This window comes from Dietzia sp. IBK-p2-16D, from assembly GCF_057773085.1.
Map to the genome: position 1 here is coordinate 841,021 of NZ_JBYMTL010000001.1, position 17,757 is coordinate 858,777.

General features: G+C 70.6%; 19 protein-coding genes and 1 tRNA gene. 14 read left to right on the plus strand and 6 right to left on the minus strand.

What is annotated here, in order from left to right; translation table 11 throughout:
- Positions 1 to 11 precede the first annotated feature (11 nt).
- The 5 genes from AC3DE3_RS03875 to AC3DE3_RS03895 all read left to right on the plus strand — a co-directional run bounded on the left by AC3DE3_RS03875 (position 12) and on the right by AC3DE3_RS03895 (position 3,821).
- Complete coding sequence (locus AC3DE3_RS03875) at positions 12 to 659, plus strand: vitamin K epoxide reductase family protein (protein ID WP_260488215.1); 648 nt, start codon at positions 12 to 14, stop codon at positions 657 to 659.
- A 6-nt stretch (positions 660 to 665) separates the two neighbouring features.
- A complete protein-coding gene (locus tag AC3DE3_RS03880; protein WP_488369023.1) occupies positions 666 to 1,394 on the plus strand; it encodes a glycosyltransferase family 2 protein in 729 nt (242 codons plus the stop codon).
- A 62-nt stretch (positions 1,395 to 1,456) separates the two neighbouring features.
- Positions 1,457 to 2,467, plus strand: a complete 1,011-nt coding sequence (locus AC3DE3_RS03885) for an acyl-CoA dehydrogenase family protein (RefSeq protein ID WP_488369109.1) — start codon at positions 1,457 to 1,459, stop codon at positions 2,465 to 2,467.
- Positions 2,461 to 3,252, plus strand: a complete 792-nt coding sequence (locus tag AC3DE3_RS03890; RefSeq protein WP_488369110.1) for a PIG-L deacetylase family protein — start codon at positions 2,461 to 2,463, stop codon at positions 3,250 to 3,252. The genes AC3DE3_RS03885 and AC3DE3_RS03890 overlap by 7 nt, the downstream gene beginning before the upstream one ends.
- On the plus strand, positions 3,249 to 3,821 hold the full coding sequence (locus AC3DE3_RS03895) for a class I SAM-dependent methyltransferase (protein ID WP_488369024.1): 573 nt from the start codon (positions 3,249 to 3,251) through the stop codon (positions 3,819 to 3,821). The genes AC3DE3_RS03890 and AC3DE3_RS03895 overlap by 4 nt, the downstream gene beginning before the upstream one ends.
- 13 nt (positions 3,822 to 3,834) lie before the next feature.
- On the opposite strand, the gene AC3DE3_RS03900 is transcribed toward AC3DE3_RS03895, so the two are convergent.
- On the minus strand, positions 3,835 to 4,500 hold the full coding sequence (locus AC3DE3_RS03900) for a TetR/AcrR family transcriptional regulator (RefSeq protein ID WP_488369025.1): 666 nt from the start codon (positions 4,498 to 4,500) through the stop codon (positions 3,835 to 3,837).
- A 115-nt stretch (positions 4,501 to 4,615) separates the two neighbouring features.
- On the opposite strand from AC3DE3_RS03900, the gene AC3DE3_RS03905 reads away from it, so the two are divergent.
- A complete protein-coding gene (locus AC3DE3_RS03905) occupies positions 4,616 to 5,182 on the plus strand; it encodes an HdeD family acid-resistance protein (protein ID WP_488369026.1) in 567 nt (188 codons plus the stop codon).
- Positions 5,183 to 5,265: 83 nt separating this feature from the next.
- On the opposite strand, the gene AC3DE3_RS03910 is transcribed toward AC3DE3_RS03905, so the two are convergent.
- On the minus strand, positions 5,266 to 5,937 hold the full coding sequence (locus tag AC3DE3_RS03910) for a TetR/AcrR family transcriptional regulator (RefSeq protein ID WP_488369027.1): 672 nt from the start codon (positions 5,935 to 5,937) through the stop codon (positions 5,266 to 5,268).
- 177 nt (positions 5,938 to 6,114) lie between these two features.
- Between AC3DE3_RS03910 and AC3DE3_RS03915 the strand changes: the two genes are divergently transcribed.
- The gene (locus AC3DE3_RS03915) at positions 6,115 to 7,977 is read left to right on the plus strand and encodes an FAD-dependent oxidoreductase (protein WP_488369028.1); all 1,863 of its coding nucleotides are present in this window, start codon (positions 6,115 to 6,117) and stop codon (positions 7,975 to 7,977) included.
- Positions 7,978 to 8,093: 116 nt separating this feature from the next.
- Positions 8,094 to 8,165 (plus strand) — tRNA-Gln (locus AC3DE3_RS03920).
- On the opposite strand, the gene AC3DE3_RS03925 is transcribed toward AC3DE3_RS03920, so the two are convergent.
- Positions 8,166 to 8,336 carry a hypothetical protein gene (locus AC3DE3_RS03925; protein ID WP_260488230.1) on the minus strand — a complete coding sequence of 57 codons (171 nt, stop codon included), beginning with the start codon at positions 8,334 to 8,336 and terminating at the stop codon, positions 8,166 to 8,168.
- A complete protein-coding gene (locus AC3DE3_RS03930) occupies positions 8,333 to 10,138 on the minus strand; it encodes a thiamine pyrophosphate-requiring protein (RefSeq protein WP_488369029.1) in 1,806 nt (601 codons plus the stop codon). Before AC3DE3_RS03930 ends, AC3DE3_RS03925 begins: the two co-directional genes overlap by 4 nt.
- A gap of 135 nt (positions 10,139 to 10,273) precedes the next feature.
- On the opposite strand from AC3DE3_RS03930, the gene AC3DE3_RS03935 reads away from it, so the two are divergent.
- Positions 10,274 to 10,885: a flavodoxin family protein gene (locus tag AC3DE3_RS03935; RefSeq protein ID WP_260488232.1), complete on the plus strand. Its 612-nt coding sequence runs from the start codon at positions 10,274 to 10,276 to the stop codon at positions 10,883 to 10,885.
- Here the strand turns inward: AC3DE3_RS03935 and AC3DE3_RS03940 are convergent.
- Positions 10,882 to 12,165 (minus strand): MFS transporter, encoded by a 1,284-nt coding sequence (locus tag AC3DE3_RS03940; protein WP_260489157.1) that lies wholly within the window; start codon positions 12,163 to 12,165, stop codon positions 10,882 to 10,884. The two genes, AC3DE3_RS03935 and AC3DE3_RS03940, sit on opposite strands and share 4 nt — an antisense overlap.
- 143 nt (positions 12,166 to 12,308) lie before the next feature.
- Here AC3DE3_RS03940 and glmU point away from each other — a divergent pair, with 143 nt between their 5' ends.
- From glmU to AC3DE3_RS03960, 4 genes are all read left to right on the plus strand, one after another.
- Positions 12,309 to 13,805: a bifunctional UDP-N-acetylglucosamine diphosphorylase/glucosamine-1-phosphate N-acetyltransferase GlmU gene (gene glmU, locus AC3DE3_RS03945; RefSeq protein WP_488369030.1), complete on the plus strand. Its 1,497-nt coding sequence runs from the start codon at positions 12,309 to 12,311 to the stop codon at positions 13,803 to 13,805.
- Positions 13,802 to 14,779, plus strand: coding sequence for a ribose-phosphate diphosphokinase (locus tag AC3DE3_RS03950; RefSeq protein ID WP_260488236.1), 978 nt, complete (start codon positions 13,802 to 13,804; stop codon positions 14,777 to 14,779). The genes glmU and AC3DE3_RS03950 overlap by 4 nt, the downstream gene beginning before the upstream one ends.
- A gap of 19 nt (positions 14,780 to 14,798) precedes the next feature.
- Complete coding sequence (gene arsC, locus AC3DE3_RS03955) at positions 14,799 to 15,140, plus strand: arsenate reductase (glutaredoxin) (protein WP_260489158.1); 342 nt, start codon at positions 14,799 to 14,801, stop codon at positions 15,138 to 15,140.
- A gap of 236 nt (positions 15,141 to 15,376) precedes the next feature.
- Entirely contained in the window at positions 15,377 to 16,009 is a 633-nt protein-coding gene (locus AC3DE3_RS03960; protein WP_260488238.1) for a 50S ribosomal protein L25/general stress protein Ctc, read from the plus strand.
- A gap of 155 nt (positions 16,010 to 16,164) precedes the next feature.
- Here the strand turns inward: AC3DE3_RS03960 and AC3DE3_RS03965 are convergent, their stop codons facing one another.
- Positions 16,165 to 16,782, minus strand: coding sequence for a LysE/ArgO family amino acid transporter (locus tag AC3DE3_RS03965; protein ID WP_488369031.1), 618 nt, complete (start codon positions 16,780 to 16,782; stop codon positions 16,165 to 16,167).
- A 67-nt stretch (positions 16,783 to 16,849) separates the two neighbouring features.
- Here AC3DE3_RS03965 and AC3DE3_RS03970 point away from each other — a divergent pair, with 67 nt between their 5' ends.
- On the plus strand, positions 16,850 to 17,746 hold the full coding sequence (locus AC3DE3_RS03970; RefSeq protein WP_488369032.1) for a LysR family transcriptional regulator ArgP: 897 nt from the start codon (positions 16,850 to 16,852) through the stop codon (positions 17,744 to 17,746).
- Positions 17,747 to 17,757: the final 11 nt, after the last annotated feature.

Consider the following 17,757-nt stretch of genomic DNA (forward strand, 5'->3'; position numbering starts at 1 on the left):
AGCCTGTGCCTATGCGCGAGACCACAGACGCCGAGCACGTCGAGACCGACACCGCCCACGACACGATCGGCGCAAGGGTCTTCACCGACCGGTGGATCGGCGTGCTCCTGGCGATCGGTTCGGCGATCGCGCTGGTCGCCTCGTTCCAGCTCAGCCTGGACAAGATCCGGCTGCTGGAGAACCCGGAGTACACGCCGGCGTGCAACTTCTCCATCCTCATGAGCTGCAAGAGCGTCATCAACTCCGCCCAGGGCGAGGCGTTCGGGTTCCCCAACCCCTTCATCGGGCTCGTCGGGTACGGCATCGTCATCGCGATCGGCGTCGCCGCCGCCTCCGGGGTGCGGTTCCCCCGCTGGTACTGGGTGGGCGCGCTGCTCGGACTGACGTTCGCCGCGGTCTTCGTTCACTGGCTCGCGTTCCAGTCGATCTTTTCCATCCAGGTGCTGTGCCCGTGGTGCATGGTCGTGTGGGCCGTGACCATCCCCATGTTCTGGTACACGCTGCTGCACGTGCTGGCGAAGGTCACGCGCGCGGGCTGGGTGCGCGCACTGCAGCGATGGCACCTGGTGCCCGTGGTGGTCTGGTACCTGGCGGTGGCGGGTGTGATCCTGTGGGCCTTTTGGGACTTCTACTGGGCCGACTTCTTCGCCAACCTCTGACCGGCCGTGGAGTACACCGGGATCGACGTGGTGATCCCCGCCCACGATGAGCAGGACCTGCTCGCGGGCTGTCTCGACGCGCTCGCGGACTGCATCGCCGCCACCCCGGTCCCGGTGACCGTCACGGTCGTGCTGGACTCCTGCAGCGACGCCACCGAGGAGATCGCGCGGGGGCGGGCCCGTCTCGTGCGGACGAGCGCCCGCAACGTCGGCATCGCCCGGGCGCGCGGGTTCGACTCGCTGCGGTGTTCCTCGCCGTCGTCGCCCTCATCGTCGTCGCCCTCGTCGTCGTTGCCAGCGGCGCCCCGCACGCGGCGCTGGTACGCGACCACCGACGCCGACTCGCGTGTGCCCCGCTCGTGGCTCACCGACCAGCTGGCATTGGCCCGCGCCGGCGCCGACGTCGTGGCCGGTCTGGTCGAGGTCGACGCCTGGTCGGGCTGGGCCCCCGCCACCCGGTTGCGCTACCTCGAGGGCTACCACCCGGGCCCCGGCCACCGGCACATCCACGGCGCCAACATCGGCCTCTCCAGCGAGGCCTACCACCGGCTGGGCGGCTTCGACCCGCTCCCCGTCCACGAGGACGTCCGCCTGGTCGGGCGTGCGCAGGACGCCGGTCTGACGGTGGCGTGGTCGACCGCCGCGCCCGTGACGACCTCGTCCCGCCGGTCCGGGCGAGCCCCCGACGGATTCGCCGCCCACCTCGCCGCCATCGAAGGGACCCTTGCGCCATGAGCTCGACCGACGGCTCCACCACGTCCTCCGCGCCCACCGCCTCCCCCGCGCCCACCGGCACCATGGGGTCCGCCGACCTCGCCCGCGCGTGGATTCGCGAGGGTCGCGCCGACCTGCCCCTGCCCGCCCGTGGCGACACCCGCACGCGGTGGGCCGAGCTCACCGCGATGTGCACCCACGACATCGCCGCCGGACGCCTCGTCGAAGCCCACGCGGACGCCGACGCGATCCTCGCCGAGATCGAGGGCACCCGCGTGGGGCGCGACGAACTGTGGGGCGTGTGGGCCGCCGAGCCGCCGATGCCGGTGCTCACCGCCCGACGCCCGGGCGACGGCTCGGGCCGCGCCCCGGGTGACGGCTCGGGCCGCGCCCCGGGTGACGGGTGGGTGCTCGACGGGGTGAAGAGCTGGTGCTCCGGCGGCGACGTGTGCACGCACGCCCTGGTCACCGCCCTCGACCGCGACGACGACGAGCCCTGCCTATTCGCCGTGGATCTGCGTCACCCCGGTGTCGCCCCCCGGGCGGACGGCTGGGCGAACCCGGGGATGGCGGGCAGCCGCACCACCGCCGTCGAGTTCACCGACGTGCCGGCCCGCGCCGTCGGCAACCGTCGCTCCTACCTCGACCGGCCCGGGTTCTGGCACGGCGGTATCGGGGTGGCCGCCTGCTGGCTGGGCGCCGGGATCGCCGTGGCGCGGCCGCTGCTCGCGAGGGCGACCCGGCCCGACGTCGACCCTCACACCCTGGCCCACCTCGGAGGCGTGGACGTGGCCCTGGGCGGGGCCTCGTGGGCGCTGGACGCGGCCGCCGCGGAGATCGATCGCGACGGGCCCGACGCCGACCTCACCGCCGCGCGCCACCGGGCCGTGCGGGTCCGCGCGATGGTCGAGTCCGCGGTCGACGAGACAATCCGGCGCGTCGGCCGGGCACTCGGCCCGGCGCCCCTCGCGATGGACCCCCGTCACGCGCAGAACGTGTCCGACGCCCAGGTGTACATCCGGCAGTTCCACGCCGAGCACGACCTCGCCGGGCTGGGCGCCACCGCCCGTACCCACGGCGGGTGGGCGTGGTGACGGGTCCCGCGGCGGCCGGTTCCACTCAGTGGGCCGGCATCGGACCTGGCGACCGGGGCACTCCCCACGCGAGCTGGGACGCCTGGCTCGGCGCGCGGGCCCCGGATCCGGAGCTGACCGTTCCCGCCGGGACCCGGCGGCTGGTCGTGGTCGCGCCCCACCCCGATGACGAGATCCTCGGCGTCGGTGTCACCGCCACCCGGTTCGCCGCGGCCGGGGTGGAGGTGGCGATCGTGGCCGTCACCGACGGCGACGCCTCGCACCCCGACTCCCCCACCGTGACGCCCGCGCAGCTCGCGGCGCTGCGGGTCTCCGAGAGCCGCCGCGCCTGTGCCGTACTGGGCCTGCCCGAGCCGGTGCGGGTCGGACTGCCAGACGGCGGGGTCCATGCGCACGAGGCTCGGCTGGCGGAGGCGATCGCGGAGGCCGTCGGTGGGGCCCCCGGACCGAACTGCGTCGTGCTGAGCACCTGGCGCGGAGACGGCCACCCGGACCACGAGGCCTCCGGTCGCGCGGCCGCCGAGGCCTGCGCCGCCACCGGGGCGCGGTTGCTCGAGTACCCGGTGTGGACCTGGCACTGGGCCGAGCCGGGAGATCCGCGGGTGCCCTGGGACCGGAGACGCCGCGTCGTCCTGACGGAGTCCGAGTTCGCCGCCAAACAGGCGGCCGTCGGCGAGTTCGTCACCCAGATCGCCCCGCTCTCGGATCAGCCGGGGGACGAGGCCATCCTTCCCGACTGGATCCTCGATCGCCTGGTTACCCGCGAGGAGACGGTGTTCTGGTGAGCACCCCCGGCCGTTACTTCGAGGAGATGTACTCCGGGTCGGCAGACCCCTGGGACTTCGCCGGCTCCTGGTACGAACTGCGGCGCTACCGACTGCTCGTCGCCTCGCTTCCCGAGCAGCGGTACCGCGTGGGCTTCGAGCCCGCCTGCTCGGTGGGGGTGCTCACCGAGATGCTCGCCGGGCGGTGCGACGAGGTGCACGCGGTGGACGTCGTCGAGACCGCCGCCGGGCAGGCCCGCCGACGCGTTGAGCGTGCGGGGCTGGACCACGTCCACATCCGCACCGCCGACGCGCTGGATCCGTGGCCGCGACGGTCCTGCGACCTTCTCGTCCTCTCGGAGTTCCTCTACTACACACCGGTCGACGGGCTCGACGACCTGCTCACGTCCATGCTGCGGCTGACCGAACCCGGTGGGACCGTCGTGGCCTGCCACTGGCTGGGGCATTCGGACGACCACGCCTGCCACGGCGAGGACGTTCACGCAGCGCTCGCGCGCCGCACCGACCTCACCCGGATCGTCCACCACCGCGAGGAGGGATTCCTCCTGGAGGTCTTCCGCCGCGCCTGATTGCCGGCTGCAGCTAGTCCGGCTCCGGCTGCGGCTCCGGAGCCAACGCCTCAGCCTTGGCCTCGGCCTCCGCTCGAGTGACGAGATGCACTATCGCCTCGGTGTGCAGCCGGAACAACTCCCGGACGTCCGCGTCCCCGGTCAGGGATGCGAGGAAGATTCCGTCCCCGCCGGCGAGGGCGTACGTCGCGAGCACCCGGGCGTCCCCCTCCGGCAGCCCCGGCCGGACCCGGCACAGTTCCGCCGCGATGCGGTCGAGAGCCTCCCGGCGCAGGCGGAGGTAGATGCCGCGGGCGGCCGGCTCCACGGGCCTGCGCTCCAGCGCCAGCATCAGACACAGGCGGAGGAAGTCGGGCGAGTCGCGGAACGTCCTGGCCACCCCCAGGCAGAAGGCGGTCACGCGCTCCCGCAGGTCCTCGCCTTCCCCGCGGGTCACCTGACCCAGCCAGAGTTCGACGCTCTCCTCCACCACGGCCGCCAGCAGTGCGTCCTTGTCCGCGAAGTGCCAGTAGATCGAGCTCGCGGGGAGCCCGCTCTCCTTGCTCACCTGTGCGATCGAGGTTCCCTCGTACCCGCGTTCACCGGCGACAGCGGCAGCGGCGTCGATGATCCTGCGCCGGGACTCCCTCCCTTTGGCCCGGGTGCGCCTGCCCGTGGTCCCGGTCGATTTCTCAGCCATCCGATCCCTCGTTCCTGTGTCCGGCGACTCATTGCGAACTCCCCGCCCCAGACTTACTGTAGTGATCACTACAGTACCGTGCGGCGACCGCCGCCAGCACAGGAAGAGTGGAGAAATGATCGAATCGTTGACCCGGAACTGGTGGGTCCAACTCGTCCGCGGAGCTCTGGCGATAAGCCTCGGCGCGACCGCGCTGGTCTCGCCTGCCACGACCATGACGCTCGCGGTGTTCCTCGTCGCCGCGTTCGCCATCGGCGACGGCGCGATGACCATGACCACCGGCCTCGCGATGCCGGACCGCGCCCCCGGCCGCGGCGGGATCGTCCTCGCCGGCGCCGGCTTCGTGATCCTCGGGCTGGTCGTGCTGTTCTGGCCCGGCATCTCGGCGACCGCGCTGACCCTGCTCTTCGCCGCCTGGCTGGTCGCCTCCGGCGCCCTCGTCGCCTTCGGCGCGCACACGCTGCGCTCGGCGATCCCCGACCAGTGGGTCATGGTGGCCCTCGGCATCGTCCTGGCCATGGTCGGGCTCGGAGTGGGCATCGTGGGCCCCGCGGCGATCGGCACGTTCGTCACCTTCGCCGGCTGGTTCGGTCTCGCCGTGGGCGTGGTCATGGTCGCGGTGGCGTTCCGACTCCGTGCCGACTCCGACCGGCTCAAGCGCCGGGTAGCCGTCGCAGCCTGAACCGCGCCGCCCTCATCCACCGGCAAGGGCCGGGCGTCCCAAGTGCGACGCCCGGCCCTTTTGCCATGTGACCGTGCGACCTACTACGGGCTTCCGGGCCCCGGGCGCATGTCGCGACCCTGCGGCGTGCCACCGAGCTGGCTCGGCACGCTGTACTTCTCGAGGACGTCGACCTCCAGCGTCGGCGAGGGATCGAGATGCGAGAGCCCGTTGAAACAGAGGTTGACGATGTGCGCGGCGACCTCTTCCTTGGGCGGCGTGCGGGCGTCGAGCCACCACTGGGCGGTACCGGAGACCATCCCGACCAGGGCCTGCGCGTACACGCTGGTGGTGATGGGGTCGAACCCACGGGCGACGAACTCCTCCTCGAGGATGTAGGTCACGCTCGCGGTGGCGTCGTTGAGCAGGGTCGAATACGAGCCCCCGCCCACCGGGGACGATTCGCGCACCAGGATGCGGAAGCCGTCCGTGCGTTCCTCGACGTAGCGCAGCAGCGCCATCGCCGCGCGCTCGATGCGCCGCCGCGACCCCTCACCCTGCAGCGCCTCGGTGATCTCCGCACCGAGGTAGGCGAGCTCTCGGTCACACACGACCGCGTAGAGACCCTCCTTGCCGCCGAAGTGCTCGTAGACCACCGGCTTGGACACGCCCGCCGCCGCGGCGATGTCCTCGACGGTCGCGGCGTCGTACCCGTTCTCCGCGAAGATCCGCCGACCGACCTCCACCAGCTGCTGCCGCCGCTTGGCAGCAGACATCCTGGTCCTCGGTGCCGGTACGCCCACGCCCGTCATGTCCCACCCCTTTTTCCGATGACCCGAGAATAACCACCTCTCGATCACGCTCCCCCCGTTCGGCGGCTCACCGACCCCGTCGGCACCCGAACGCATGTATCATTGTTGACGCATCACCAACTTGAGGCGAAGGAGCGAACAATGGCAATTCGACAGCCCGGACATCGCGGCACCATCGGCACCGTGACCGAGCACGGAGTCCCCTCGACCGTGGACATCGTGGTGATCGGCTCCGGCGGCGCCGGCCTCACCGCGGCGTTGACCGCCGCCAGGGACGGCGCGAGCGTGCTGGTCGTGGAGTCCCTCGAGATCGTCGGCGGCGCGACCGGCGTCTCGGCCGGCGCCGCCTGGATCCCCGCCCACGGATATTCGACCAAGGAACTCGGGGTGGACGACTCCCTCGATGACGCCCGCACCTACATCTACGGTGACGGTCGCGGCGAGACGCTCGACCACGAGGTCATCGAGACCTTCCTCCAAGAGGGCCCCAAGGTCGCCCGCTACATCGAGGCCAACACCAAGTTCGGCTGGATCCCCGTGATCTGGCCCGACTACCACTCGGACATCCCCGGTGCCTCCGTCGGCCGCGCCCTGTTCCCCGGGCCGTACAACGCCGAGGGCCTCGGCGAGGCCGCGCAGTACGTCCGCCCGGCGCTGACCTCGGGTATGGCCAAGAACCCGATGCCGTTCTGGGCGCTGGCCGGTCTCACGACCGACGCCTCCTGGATGGCCGGCCCCGCGCTCGTGGGTGCGCTGCTCGAGGCCGGGCTGGTCGCCGGTGTCGAGGTGCGCGTCCAGGCCCCGGCCGAGCGACTGTTGATCGAGAACGGCGCGGTCACCGGCCTGGTCATCTCGGCTGACGGCACCGAGCACACGGTGCGCGCCAACAACGGCGTGATCATCGCCTCGGGCGGCTTCGAGACCTCCGACGAGCTCGCCACCGAGTATCTGGACGGGCCACTGGGCACGCACGTCTCCCCCAAGGGCCACAACGGCATCGCCGTGCAGCTGGCCAAGGAGGTCGGCGCCGAGCTCACCACGATGGACGCCGCCTGGTGGATGCCCGGTGTGCAGATCCCGGGCGAGACCCTGGACGGCGTGGCGTTCGCGCGGCTCCTGCTGGGTGAGCGTTCGCTGCCCCACTCGATCATCGTGAACTCCGCCGGCAAGCGTTTCGCCAACGAGGCCCTGTCCTACGACCAGTTCGGCGGCGCCATGCGCGCGACCAACGACGAGACAGGCGGCAGTAACGACCCGGCGTACTTCGTCTTCGACCAGAACTTCTGGGACAAGTACGGCCTCTTCGGCTCGGTGCCCGGCGGCGAGGTCCCCGAGTACATCCACCAGGCGGCCTCGCTGTCCGCGCTGGCGAAGAAGATCGGCGTGGACGAGGTCGGCCTGCTCAAGACGGTCGACGAGTTCAACCCCGAGGCCGCCGCGGGTCGCGATCCGTGGTTCGGCCGCGGCGAGGCGCTGTTCGACCGGTACTTCGGTGACTACAAGCCGTTCCTCGGTCGCTTCTCCTCCGGGTCGTTCGCCCCGGCCGCGACCATGAAGGCCCAGATCGCGCTCGCCCTGGGAGTCGCGCCGATCGTCAACCGCGCCGCGAAAAAGGTCGCACAGCGCAACGACGCCGAGGCGGTCCGTAAGGCACTCGTCGGGCCGCTGGCCAAGTTCATGAAGCCGGTGCTCTCCTCGCCCCGCTCGTCGACGCTCGGCCCGCTGGAGAAGGGCCCGTTCTACGCGGTGAAGGTGCACGCCTCGGCACTGGGCACGGTCGGCGGTCCCGTCACCGATGCCTCCGGTCGCGTGATCACCACGTCCGGTGCTGTTGTTCCGGGCCTGTACTCGGCCGGTAACGCCGGTGGCGCTCCCACGAAGGGCTTCTACGCCGGAGCCGGCGGCACCATCTCGCTCGGCCTGGTGTTCGGGCACCTCGCCGGCAAGATCGCGGCAGCGACGCCGACGACCCCCGGAGCCGCTTCCGACCCGCAGACCGCGTAACCCCGCGCGGCGGCGATTGTCGCTGCTCGCAGAAGGTTGGGCCCAACGGTGCGCAGGTACGCATCGGTGGGCCCGACCTCATGTGCCAGACTGGTGACGGCCCGTTCGCGGGCCGTTCCCCCGTGGTGTAATCGGCAACACTCCTGATTTTGGTTCAGGCATTTCAGGTTCGAGTCCTGGCGGGGGAGCTAGAAGATCCCGCCGAAGATCCCCAGCGCCAACACCAGCAGCAGGATCGCAATGAGCGCGAACGCCGTCAATGCCGGCTGCCGAGCGCGCCGCGGCGAGCGCTTCACCTCGTCGTCGGGCGGGAAGGTCGGGTCCTGCTCCGGTCGACCGGGTCCGTTCATCCCCGTCACGAGTACCGCTCCTCCTCCATCCGGACATAGGTCTCCAACAGTTCGAGGCCGTGCTCACCATCGGCACCCTCCGCGCGCAGACCCGTACGCATCGACTCCAGCAACTCCCGGCCGTGCGGGAACGGCGGCAGCAGCGGGACGTCCGGGTCGGTGATCACGTCGATCACGGTCGGTCGATCCGCGAGGAACCCCGCCTCGAGGGCGGGCACGAGCTGGTCGGGCTCCTCCACCCGCACCCCACGCAACCCCAGCAGTTCCGCGTAGCCGGCCATGTCAAACGGCGGCACGTCCTGCGACCGCGCGAACCGGGGCTGCGACTCGCTCTCGCGTTGTTCCCAGCTCACCTCCGCCAGGTCCCGGTTGCTGAGCACCACGATCACCATCGTGGGGTCCTCCCAGCTCGGCCACGCCTCGGACACGGTGATGAGCTCGTTGATCCCCAGCATCTGGATCGCCCCGTCCCCGGCCAGGACCGCGACCGGTTTGGCGGGCGCGGTGGCCTTGGCGGCGATCGCATACGGGATCCCGCACCCCATCGACGCCAACGTCGACGACAGGTGGGCGGGCACGGACGTCGGCAGGTCCATCTGCCGTACGTAGTGGTAGACGCTGCTGCCCACGTCCACCGCGAGGCGCGCGTCGTGGGGCAGGTGGTCGGCAAGCCGCCGCGCGACCAGCTCGGGGTTCACCCCCCGGGCGGGCAGTTCGGCGCGCTCGCGGGAGATCTCCCGCCACTGTCCCACCCACTTCTCCACCTCGCCGCGCCAGCCGGAGCGGTCCCGCTCGGACACGCGCGCGGTGAGCTCACGCAGCGCCGCCGCGGCGTCGCCCACCATGCCGACCTCGATCGGATACCGGTTCGCCAGGTGCACCGGGTCCAGGTCGATCTGCACCGCCCGCGCCCGCCCGGGCTCCGGGTAGAACTCGGTCCACGGGTCGTTCGACCCGACGATCAGCAGGGTGTCGCAGTTCTGGAGGATGCGCGCGCTCGCCGTCGTCCCCAGATGGCCCATGGTCCCGCCCACCAACGGCGAGGACTCGTCCACGTAGGGCTTCCCCAACAGGCTCATCGTCACGCCTGCGTCCAGGCGCTCGGCGAGTTCCATCAGTTCGGCCTGCGCACCGGCCACGCCGCGCCCGGCGAGGATCGCGATCCGCTCCCCCGCGTCGAGCACCTCCACGGCGCGCGCCACGTCGTCGTCGCGGGGCACGGTGACCCCGTGGGTCCACTCGGGCGCGGTGACCACCACCCCGTGTTCCTGATCGAGGTCCTCGCCCAGTTCCGGCGCCTCCGCGTTCTGCACGTCGTGGGGAAGGATGACGACGACGGGCGTCCGGTGCGTCAGCGCGGAGCGGAACGCCCGGTCGATCACCATGGGCGCCTGCTCGGCCGACGCGACCGTCTGAAGATACGGGCCCGCGACATCCGCGAGGACGTTGCCGAGGTTGATCTCCTGCTGGTAGCCCGACCCGAGCACGCTGGTGTGCTGCTGCGCGACGAGCGCCACGACGGGCACGCTGTCGAGTTTGGCGTCGTAGAGGCCGTTGAGCAGGTGGATCGCGCCCGGGCCCTGCGTCGAGGTCACCACCCCGACCGCGCCCGAGTACTTGGCGTCGGCGACGGCCATGAACGCCGCCGACTCCTCGTGCCGCGCCCGCCCGAAGACCGGGGCGATCTCGGAGCGCTGCAGCGCCCCGAGCAGCGGGTTGTTGCCGTCCCCGGCGTAGCCGTAGATCCGTTCGACGTCCCACGCCACCAATCGTTCGACGACGAGGTCGGCCACCGTCCTGTCCGTGGTCATACGCGTGCCCCTTCCGCTCGTCAGCCGTAGTGGCCCTCACCGTAGGGGCCGCACCCGCGGGTCTCCACCGGTCACGGCGGCGCGGGCCCGCGCCAGCGGTTGTCCGGCGGACGGGGCGGATCTATCGTCCGCGGCATGGAGACCGATCTGAAGGCGCTCGCGCTCGTGTGCTCGCTCAAGGCCTCGCCGGCCGAGTCGAGCAGCGACCTCATCGCCCGCCAGGTCCTCGACGAGCTCGCCGGTCACGGCGTGGGCGGGGAAACCGTCCGGGTCGCGGATCACGACGTCCGTCCGGGGGTCGACGACGACATGGGCGACGGCGACGAGTGGCCCGCCATCCTCGACAAGGTCCGAACCGCCGACATCCTCGTGCTGTCCACGCCGACCTGGCTCGGCAATCCGTCCAGCATCGCGCAGCGGGTGCTGGAGCGTCTCGACGCGCAGCTGTCGGCGACCGACGACGAGGGCCGTCCGGCGATGTTCGGCAAAGTCGCCGTGGTCGCAGTGGTGGGTAACGAGGACGGCGCGCACAAGATCGTCGCCGACATGTTCCAGGGCCTGAACGACATCGGGTTCACCATCCCGGCGCAGGGCTGCACCTACTGGAACAACGAGGCCATGAACCCGGTGGACTACAAGGATCTCGCGGAGACGCCGTCGGCCGTGGCCTCGACCATCACCACGCTGTCGTCCAACGCGGTGCACCTGGCGCGGCTCCTGCGGGGCGAGCAGTACCCGGCGGTCTAACCCTTCGTGCCGCGCTCGACCGCGCTGCGGACGGTGTAGCGCAGGAACGCCGGGAAGGCGACCGCGCAGATCACCACGCCGATCACCACCAGTACGCCACCGCCGGACGCGGCGACCGCCGTACCGACAGACGCCGCGGCCACGCCGTGGGCCACGTCGCCGATCCGCGGACCGCCCGCCACCACCACGATGAACACGCCCTGCAGCCGGCCGCGCATCTCATCGGTGGCCGAGTCCAGCAGGATGGCCTGCCGGAATGCCGCCGAGACCATGTCGACCGCTCCGCCGAACGCGAGCGCGGCGAGGGCGAGCCACAGCCACCAGGCCGAGCCGCCGGGCGAGGCCGCCGCCACGAACACGCCGAACGCCACCATCGCCAGGCCCCACAGCGCCACGCACACCAGCACCGCCAGGCCCTGCCTGCGCACGCGCGGGATCCAGCCGGAGAACACCCCGCCGGCCACGGCGCCCACGCTCATCGCGGCGAACAGCAGCCCGAGGGCGGTGCCGCCCGTCGCGGGGTCGCCGAACGACTCGGTGGCGATCTGTGGGAACAGCGCCCTCGGCATGCCGAAGACCATCGCGATGACGTCCACGAGGAACGAGGCCAGCAGGATGCGGCGGGTGGCCAGGTAGGCGAACCCGTCGATCACCGACCTCAGCCCCACCGACCCCCGCTCCCCCTCGACCGGCTGCGGGGGGAGCCGGAACACCGCGTACAGGGTGGCGAGCAGCGCGACCGCGGTGAACAGGTACATCGTCGACAGGCCCAGGACCGGGATGAGGATCCCCGCGGACAGGGGCCCGACGATCGCCCCGAACTGCATCACCGTCATGTTCAGGGCCGAGGCGGAGGCCAGCTGGTCGGAGGGGACGATCCTCGGGATGATCGCCGAACGGGTGGGCTGGTTGACGGCGAAGAACGCCTGCTGGACCGACAACAGCGCCATCACCACCCACACGTTCCGGTTGCCCGCCGCGGCCTGCGCCCAGAACAGCAGCGAGGTGGCGATCAGCCCGGTGGTGGTGACCATGAGCAGGCGACGCCGGTCGAGTGCGTCGGCCAGCGCGCCGCCCCACAGGCCGAACACGACGAGGGGCACCAGCGCGAACACGCCGGTGAGCCCCACATACGCCGAGCTGCGGGTGATCTCGAAGACCTGCTGGGGCACCGCGACGATCGACAGCTGCGCCCCGATCACCGTGACGATGTTCGCGAGCCACAGTCTGCGGAAATCCGGCGACCGGAGGGGACGGGTATCCGCCAGCTGGCGCCTCAGAACTGACACGCCGGGCACGCTACCCCGGTCCGGGACGGTTCGATTCGTCGGAGTCACCCTCTATCCTCGGACAGACAGTGCTGCAATTGCACAGACGTTGACCCCCATCCCCCACACGGCGCTGCCACGCCCGAGGAGATTTGATGACCACACCCGAGACCGACCGTTCAGCGCCCGAACATGCACAGACCGCGGTCATCGTCCTGGCCGCCGGATCCGGCACCCGGATGAAGAGCGCGACCCCCAAGATGCTGCACCGGGTATGCGGGCGGACGATGCTCGGCCACGCACTCCACGCCGCGGCCGGGCTCGAGCCGGACGCGATAGTCGTGGTCGTCGGTCATCAGCGCGAGCAGGTCTCGGCCGCGGTCGACGAGTTGTCGGCCGAGCTCGGTGTGCCGGTCTCCACCGCCGTGCAGGAGGAGCAGAACGGCACGGGCGACGCGGTCGCGGCCGGGATGTCGGCACTGCCCGACGGATTCTCCGGAACCGTCCTGGTGACCACCTCGGACATCCCCCTGCTCGACGCCGACACCCTGCGCGAGGTGGTGACGCGCCACGACATGCGCCCCCGCGCCGCGGTCACCGTGTTGACGTCGACCGCGCCCGACCCCACGGGGTACGGCCGCATCGTGAGGAACGACGACGGCGAGGTGCTCAGGATCGTCGAGCACAAGGACGCCTCGGAGGACGAGCGGGCGATCGACGAGGTCAACTCCGGCATCTACGCCTTCGACGCCCGAGTCCTGCGGGACAAGCTCGGGCAGCTGGGCACCGACAACTCGCAGGGCGAGCTGTACCTGACCGACGTCATCCAGCTCGCCCGGCGGGACAACGGCCTCATCCGCGGTCACCGCGTCGAGGACCCCGATCTGGTCGCGGGTGTCAACGATCGCGTGCAGCTGGCGGCACTGGCCGGCGAGATGAATCGTCGCCTCTGTGAGTCGGCGATGCGGGCGGGGGCGACGATCGTCGACCCGTCCGGTACGTGGCTCGACGTGGGCGTCCGGACGGGCCGTGACGTCACGATTCTGCCGGGCACCCACCTGGAGGGCGCCACCGAACTCGACGACGGTGTGACCGTGGGACCGGACACCACGCTCCGGGACACGGTGGTCGGCGAGGGCGCGACGGTCGTGCGTTCACATGCGGTGAGCGCCACAATCGGGGCTGGCGCCGAAGTCGGCCCGTTCGCGTACCTGCGGCCCGAGGCGGACCTGGGCGAGCACAGCAAGATCGGGACGTTCGTCGAGGTCAAGAAGTCGATGATCGGTGCCCACACCAAGGTTCCGCACCTCACCTATGTTGGCGACGCACAGATCGGCGAGCACACCAACATCGGGGCATCGAGCGTGTTCGTCAATTACGACGGCGTGACCAAGAACCGTACAGTGATCGGCGATCACTGCCGCACCGGTTCGGACACCATGTTCGTCGCGCCGGTGACCGTCGGAGACGGGGCCTACTCGGGCGCGGGTACCGTGATCAAGGATGACGTCCCTCCCGGCGCCCTCGCGGTCTCGGGTGGACGGCAGAGGAACATCGACGACTGGGTGATCGAGAACCGGCCGGATTCCGGTTCGGCGGAGGCCGCCCGTCGTGCCCGGAACGACTCCCAGAAGGACGGACTCACGACGTGAGCGACTGGATCGACAACCAGAAGAACCTGATGTTTTTCGCGGGGCGTGCACACCCCGAGCTCTCCGAGCAGGTCGCCGCCGAACTGGGCGTCGAGGTCACCCCGCAGACCGCGCGCGACTTCGCCAACGGCGAGATCTTCGTCCGCTTCGAGCAGTCCGTCCGTGGCTGCGACGCGTTCGTGCTGCAGAGCGCCCCGGCGCCGCTGAACAAGTGGATCATGGAGCAGCTCATCATGATCGACGCGCTCAAGCGGGGAAGCGCCAAGCGGATCACCGCCGTCCTGCCGTTCTACCCGTACGCGCGGCAGGACAAGAAGCACCGGGGCCGTGAGCCCATCTCCGCCCGTCTCATCGCGGACCTGCTCAAGGCCGCCGGCGCCGACCGCATCATCACGGTCGACCTGCACACCGATCAGATCCAGGGCTTCTTCGACGGCCCGGTCGACCACATGCACGCCCAGGGGCAGCTGTCGGACTACGTCCGTCAGCACTACGGGACGGACAACATCGTCGTGGTCTCCCCCGACGCCGGCCGCGTCAAGGTGGGCGAGAAGTGGGCCGACGCCCTCGACGGCGCCCCGCTCGCGTTCGTCCACAAGACCCGCGATCCCAACGTGCCCAACCAGGTCAAGTCCAACCGCGTGGTCGGTGACGTCGAGGGCAAGACCTGCGTCCTCATGGACGACATGATCGACACCGGTGGAACCATCGCCGGCGCCGTCAAGGTGCTCAAGGACGCCGGTGCCGGTGACGTCATCATCGCCACCACCCACGGCATCTTCTCCGACCCGGCCGCCGAGCGTCTCGCCACCTGCGGGGCCAAGGAGGTCATCACCACCGACACGCTGCCCATCCCGCCGGAGAAGCGGTTCGAGAACCTCACCGTGCTGTCCATCGCGCCGCTGCTGGCCCGGACCATCCACGAGGTGTTCGAGAACGGCTCGGTGACCAGCCTCTTCAACGGCTCCGCCTAGCATGTCCGCGGACCGGGCGGTGGGCGCCACCATCTACCACAATCCCCGCTGCTCCAAGTCCCGGCAGGCGCTGGAACTACTGCGCGAGCGGGGCGTGGAGCCGACGATCATCAAGTACCTCGACACTCCCCCGGACGTCGAGCAGCTGCGCACCCTCATCGCCGACGCCGGCCTGACGGTGCGGGAGGCGGTGCGCGTCAAGGAGGCCGAGTTCACCGAACTCGGACTCATCGACGCCTCCGATGATGAACTGCTCGCCGCGATGGTGGCCCACCCCCGCCTGATCGAGCGGCCTTTCGTCGTCACCGACAAGGGCACCCGCCTCGCGCGCCCCACGGCGGCGGTCGAGGAGATCCTCTGACCCGCCGCTCCACACCCGGGCCGGCGGGTCGGGCGATTTTGGGCGCCGCACCCCGCACCGCTAGGCTGGTCGGGTCATCTCGGCGAGGGAGGACCCGCATCAACCCGGGCCACTCCGTTATCGACGCGATCATTGTCGGCGTGGTCCCGGTGGACCGGCCTCGGCGATCGTCTCGATCGCCGAGGAGGTACCACTCGTAGAGCGGCACGCTCTCCCACTCCGACGAAAAGGCAGTCATGGCCAAGGAAATCAACAACCTCAAGACCTCCACCCGCACCGAGTTCGGCAAGGGCTCCGCCCGCCGCGCCCGTCGTGAGGGCCAGGTGCCGGCGGTGCTGTACGGCCACCACACCGAGCCCCGCCACCTCCTGCTCGACGCGCTCGAGTTCGCCGCCGTGCTCCGTGCGCACGGCACCAACTCCCTGCTCACCCTCGACATCGAGGGCGAGGAGCAGCTCGCGCTGCCCAAGCAGATCGACGTGCACCCGCTGACCCGCATCATCGAGCACACCGACCTGCTCGTGGTGAAGAAGGGCGAGAAGGTCGTCGTCGAGGTCTACGTCGTCCTCACCGGTGAGGCCGCCCCCGGCACCCTGGTCACGACGGACGCCGACTACATCGAGATCGAGGTCGAGGCGACCGACATCCCCGAGGAGTTCGAGCTCTCGCTCTCCGGTGTCGAGGCCGGCACCCAGTTCACCGCCGCGGACATCACGCTGCCCTCCGGCGCGACCCTGGTCTCCGATCCGGAGACCCTGCTGGTCAACGTCATCGAGGCGCCGTCCGAGTCCGACCTTGAGTCCGACGAGGAGTCCGCGCCCCAGGGCGAGGCTGCCGAGGACGCCGCGAAGGCCGCCGAGGAGGCCTGATCCTCCCGCGCGTACAGCACGCGCATGCCGCCTGAACGGCGGCGACCGGCCACGGGCCCGGGACGACCACAGTGTCATCCCGGGCCCGTCCCGTATTTCCTGAAAGACCATGCCCCCGTGGCCGCTCGCGCATCGGGATCACGCGCGTATCGGGGTCAGCCGCGGATGAGACCCAGCGCCAGCACCAGCATCATCACGGCGATTCCGCCGTCGAGCACCCGCCACGCTCCCGGCTTGGCGAACAGACCCCTCAACGCCTTCCCCCCGAAGCCGATGAGCGAGAACCACATCACGCCCGCGATGAAGGCCCCCGCCGCGAATACCCAGCGCAGGTCGGCCCCCTGCTGATTGGCGAGCGTGCCGAGGAACACCACGCAGTCGAGGTAGGCGTGCGGGTTGAGCCAGGTGAAGGCCGCGCAGGCCGCCACCGCACCGAGCGTCGACGGCACTCGGGCGCTGCCGTCGACCTGTAGTCCGTCACCGGGGCGGATCGCGCGGGAGGCGGCGAAGACCCCGTACGCCAGCAGGAACACGACGCCGATCCACTTCATCACGGTGATCGCCGCGGGCGCGGACTCGATGAGCACACCCACCCCGGCCACCCCGAGCAGGATGAGCGCCGCCTCGGACACCACGCAGAACGCGACGATCGGCACCATCGCCACGTCTCCGCGAATCGATCGCTGGAGGACGTAGGCGTTCTGCGCGCCGACGGCGGCGATGAGCCCGAGGCCCATCCCGACGCCCATGAGAAGAGTCGAGGTAGTGGTCACCTGTTCAGATTAGGTCGCCCGATTCAGTAGTGCGACTACACTTTCTGCTCTAGCATTAGTTGCACTTATGAACACTCTCCAACTCGGTCACCTCCGGACCCTCGTCGCCGTGGTGGACCTCGGGTCGTTCGAGGCCGCCGCAGCCCACCTGCACATCACCCAGTCCGCGGTGTCCCAGCGGATCCGCGCCCTCGAGGAGTCGGCGGGACGGATCCTCGTCCGTCGCGAGCGCCCGATCTCGGCCACCGACTCCGGCGAGATAGTCCTGCGCACCGCACGGCAGATGCTCCACCTGGAGGAGTCACTCGCCGGTGAACTCGACGTCTCCGCGTCCACCCAGGAACACGTGGTGCTGGCTGTGGCGTGCAACTCCGATTCCCTGGCGACGTGGTTCCTCGATGCCATGACCGAGGTCCACGCGGCCGGCCGGGTGGTCTTCGACATCCGCCGTGAGGACGAGTCACTGTCCAGCGAGTTGCTGCGCCGCGGAGAGGTGATGGCCGCAGTGACCAGCCAGTCCCGCCCGGTGCAGGGATGCCGGTCGCAGCCCCTGGGCTCCATGCGGTACCTGGCCTGCGCCAGCCCGGGCTTCGTCTCCCGGCACCTGAGGGGCGGCTCGACCACCGCCGCGCTCGGGCGGGCCCCCATCGTCGACTTCGACCGCAGCGACGGCCACCAGAACCACCACTACCGTCGCCTGGCCCGCCGCGAGCCCACCGGGCCACGGCACTTCATCCCCAGCTCACACGATCACGTCCGCGCGATCGTCGCAGGGCTGGGGTGGGGCCTGATCCCCGAGCAGCTGGCCACCCCGTGGCTCGTCTCCGGTGAGATCGTCGACGTCTCCCCCGATCACCACCTCGACGTCCCCCTGTTCTGGCAACACTGGAAGCTGCAGTCACCGGACCTCGACGCCCTCACCGCCGCGGTCCTGGACACGGCCCGCACCGAACTGCGGGCCTGATCGCACCGTCT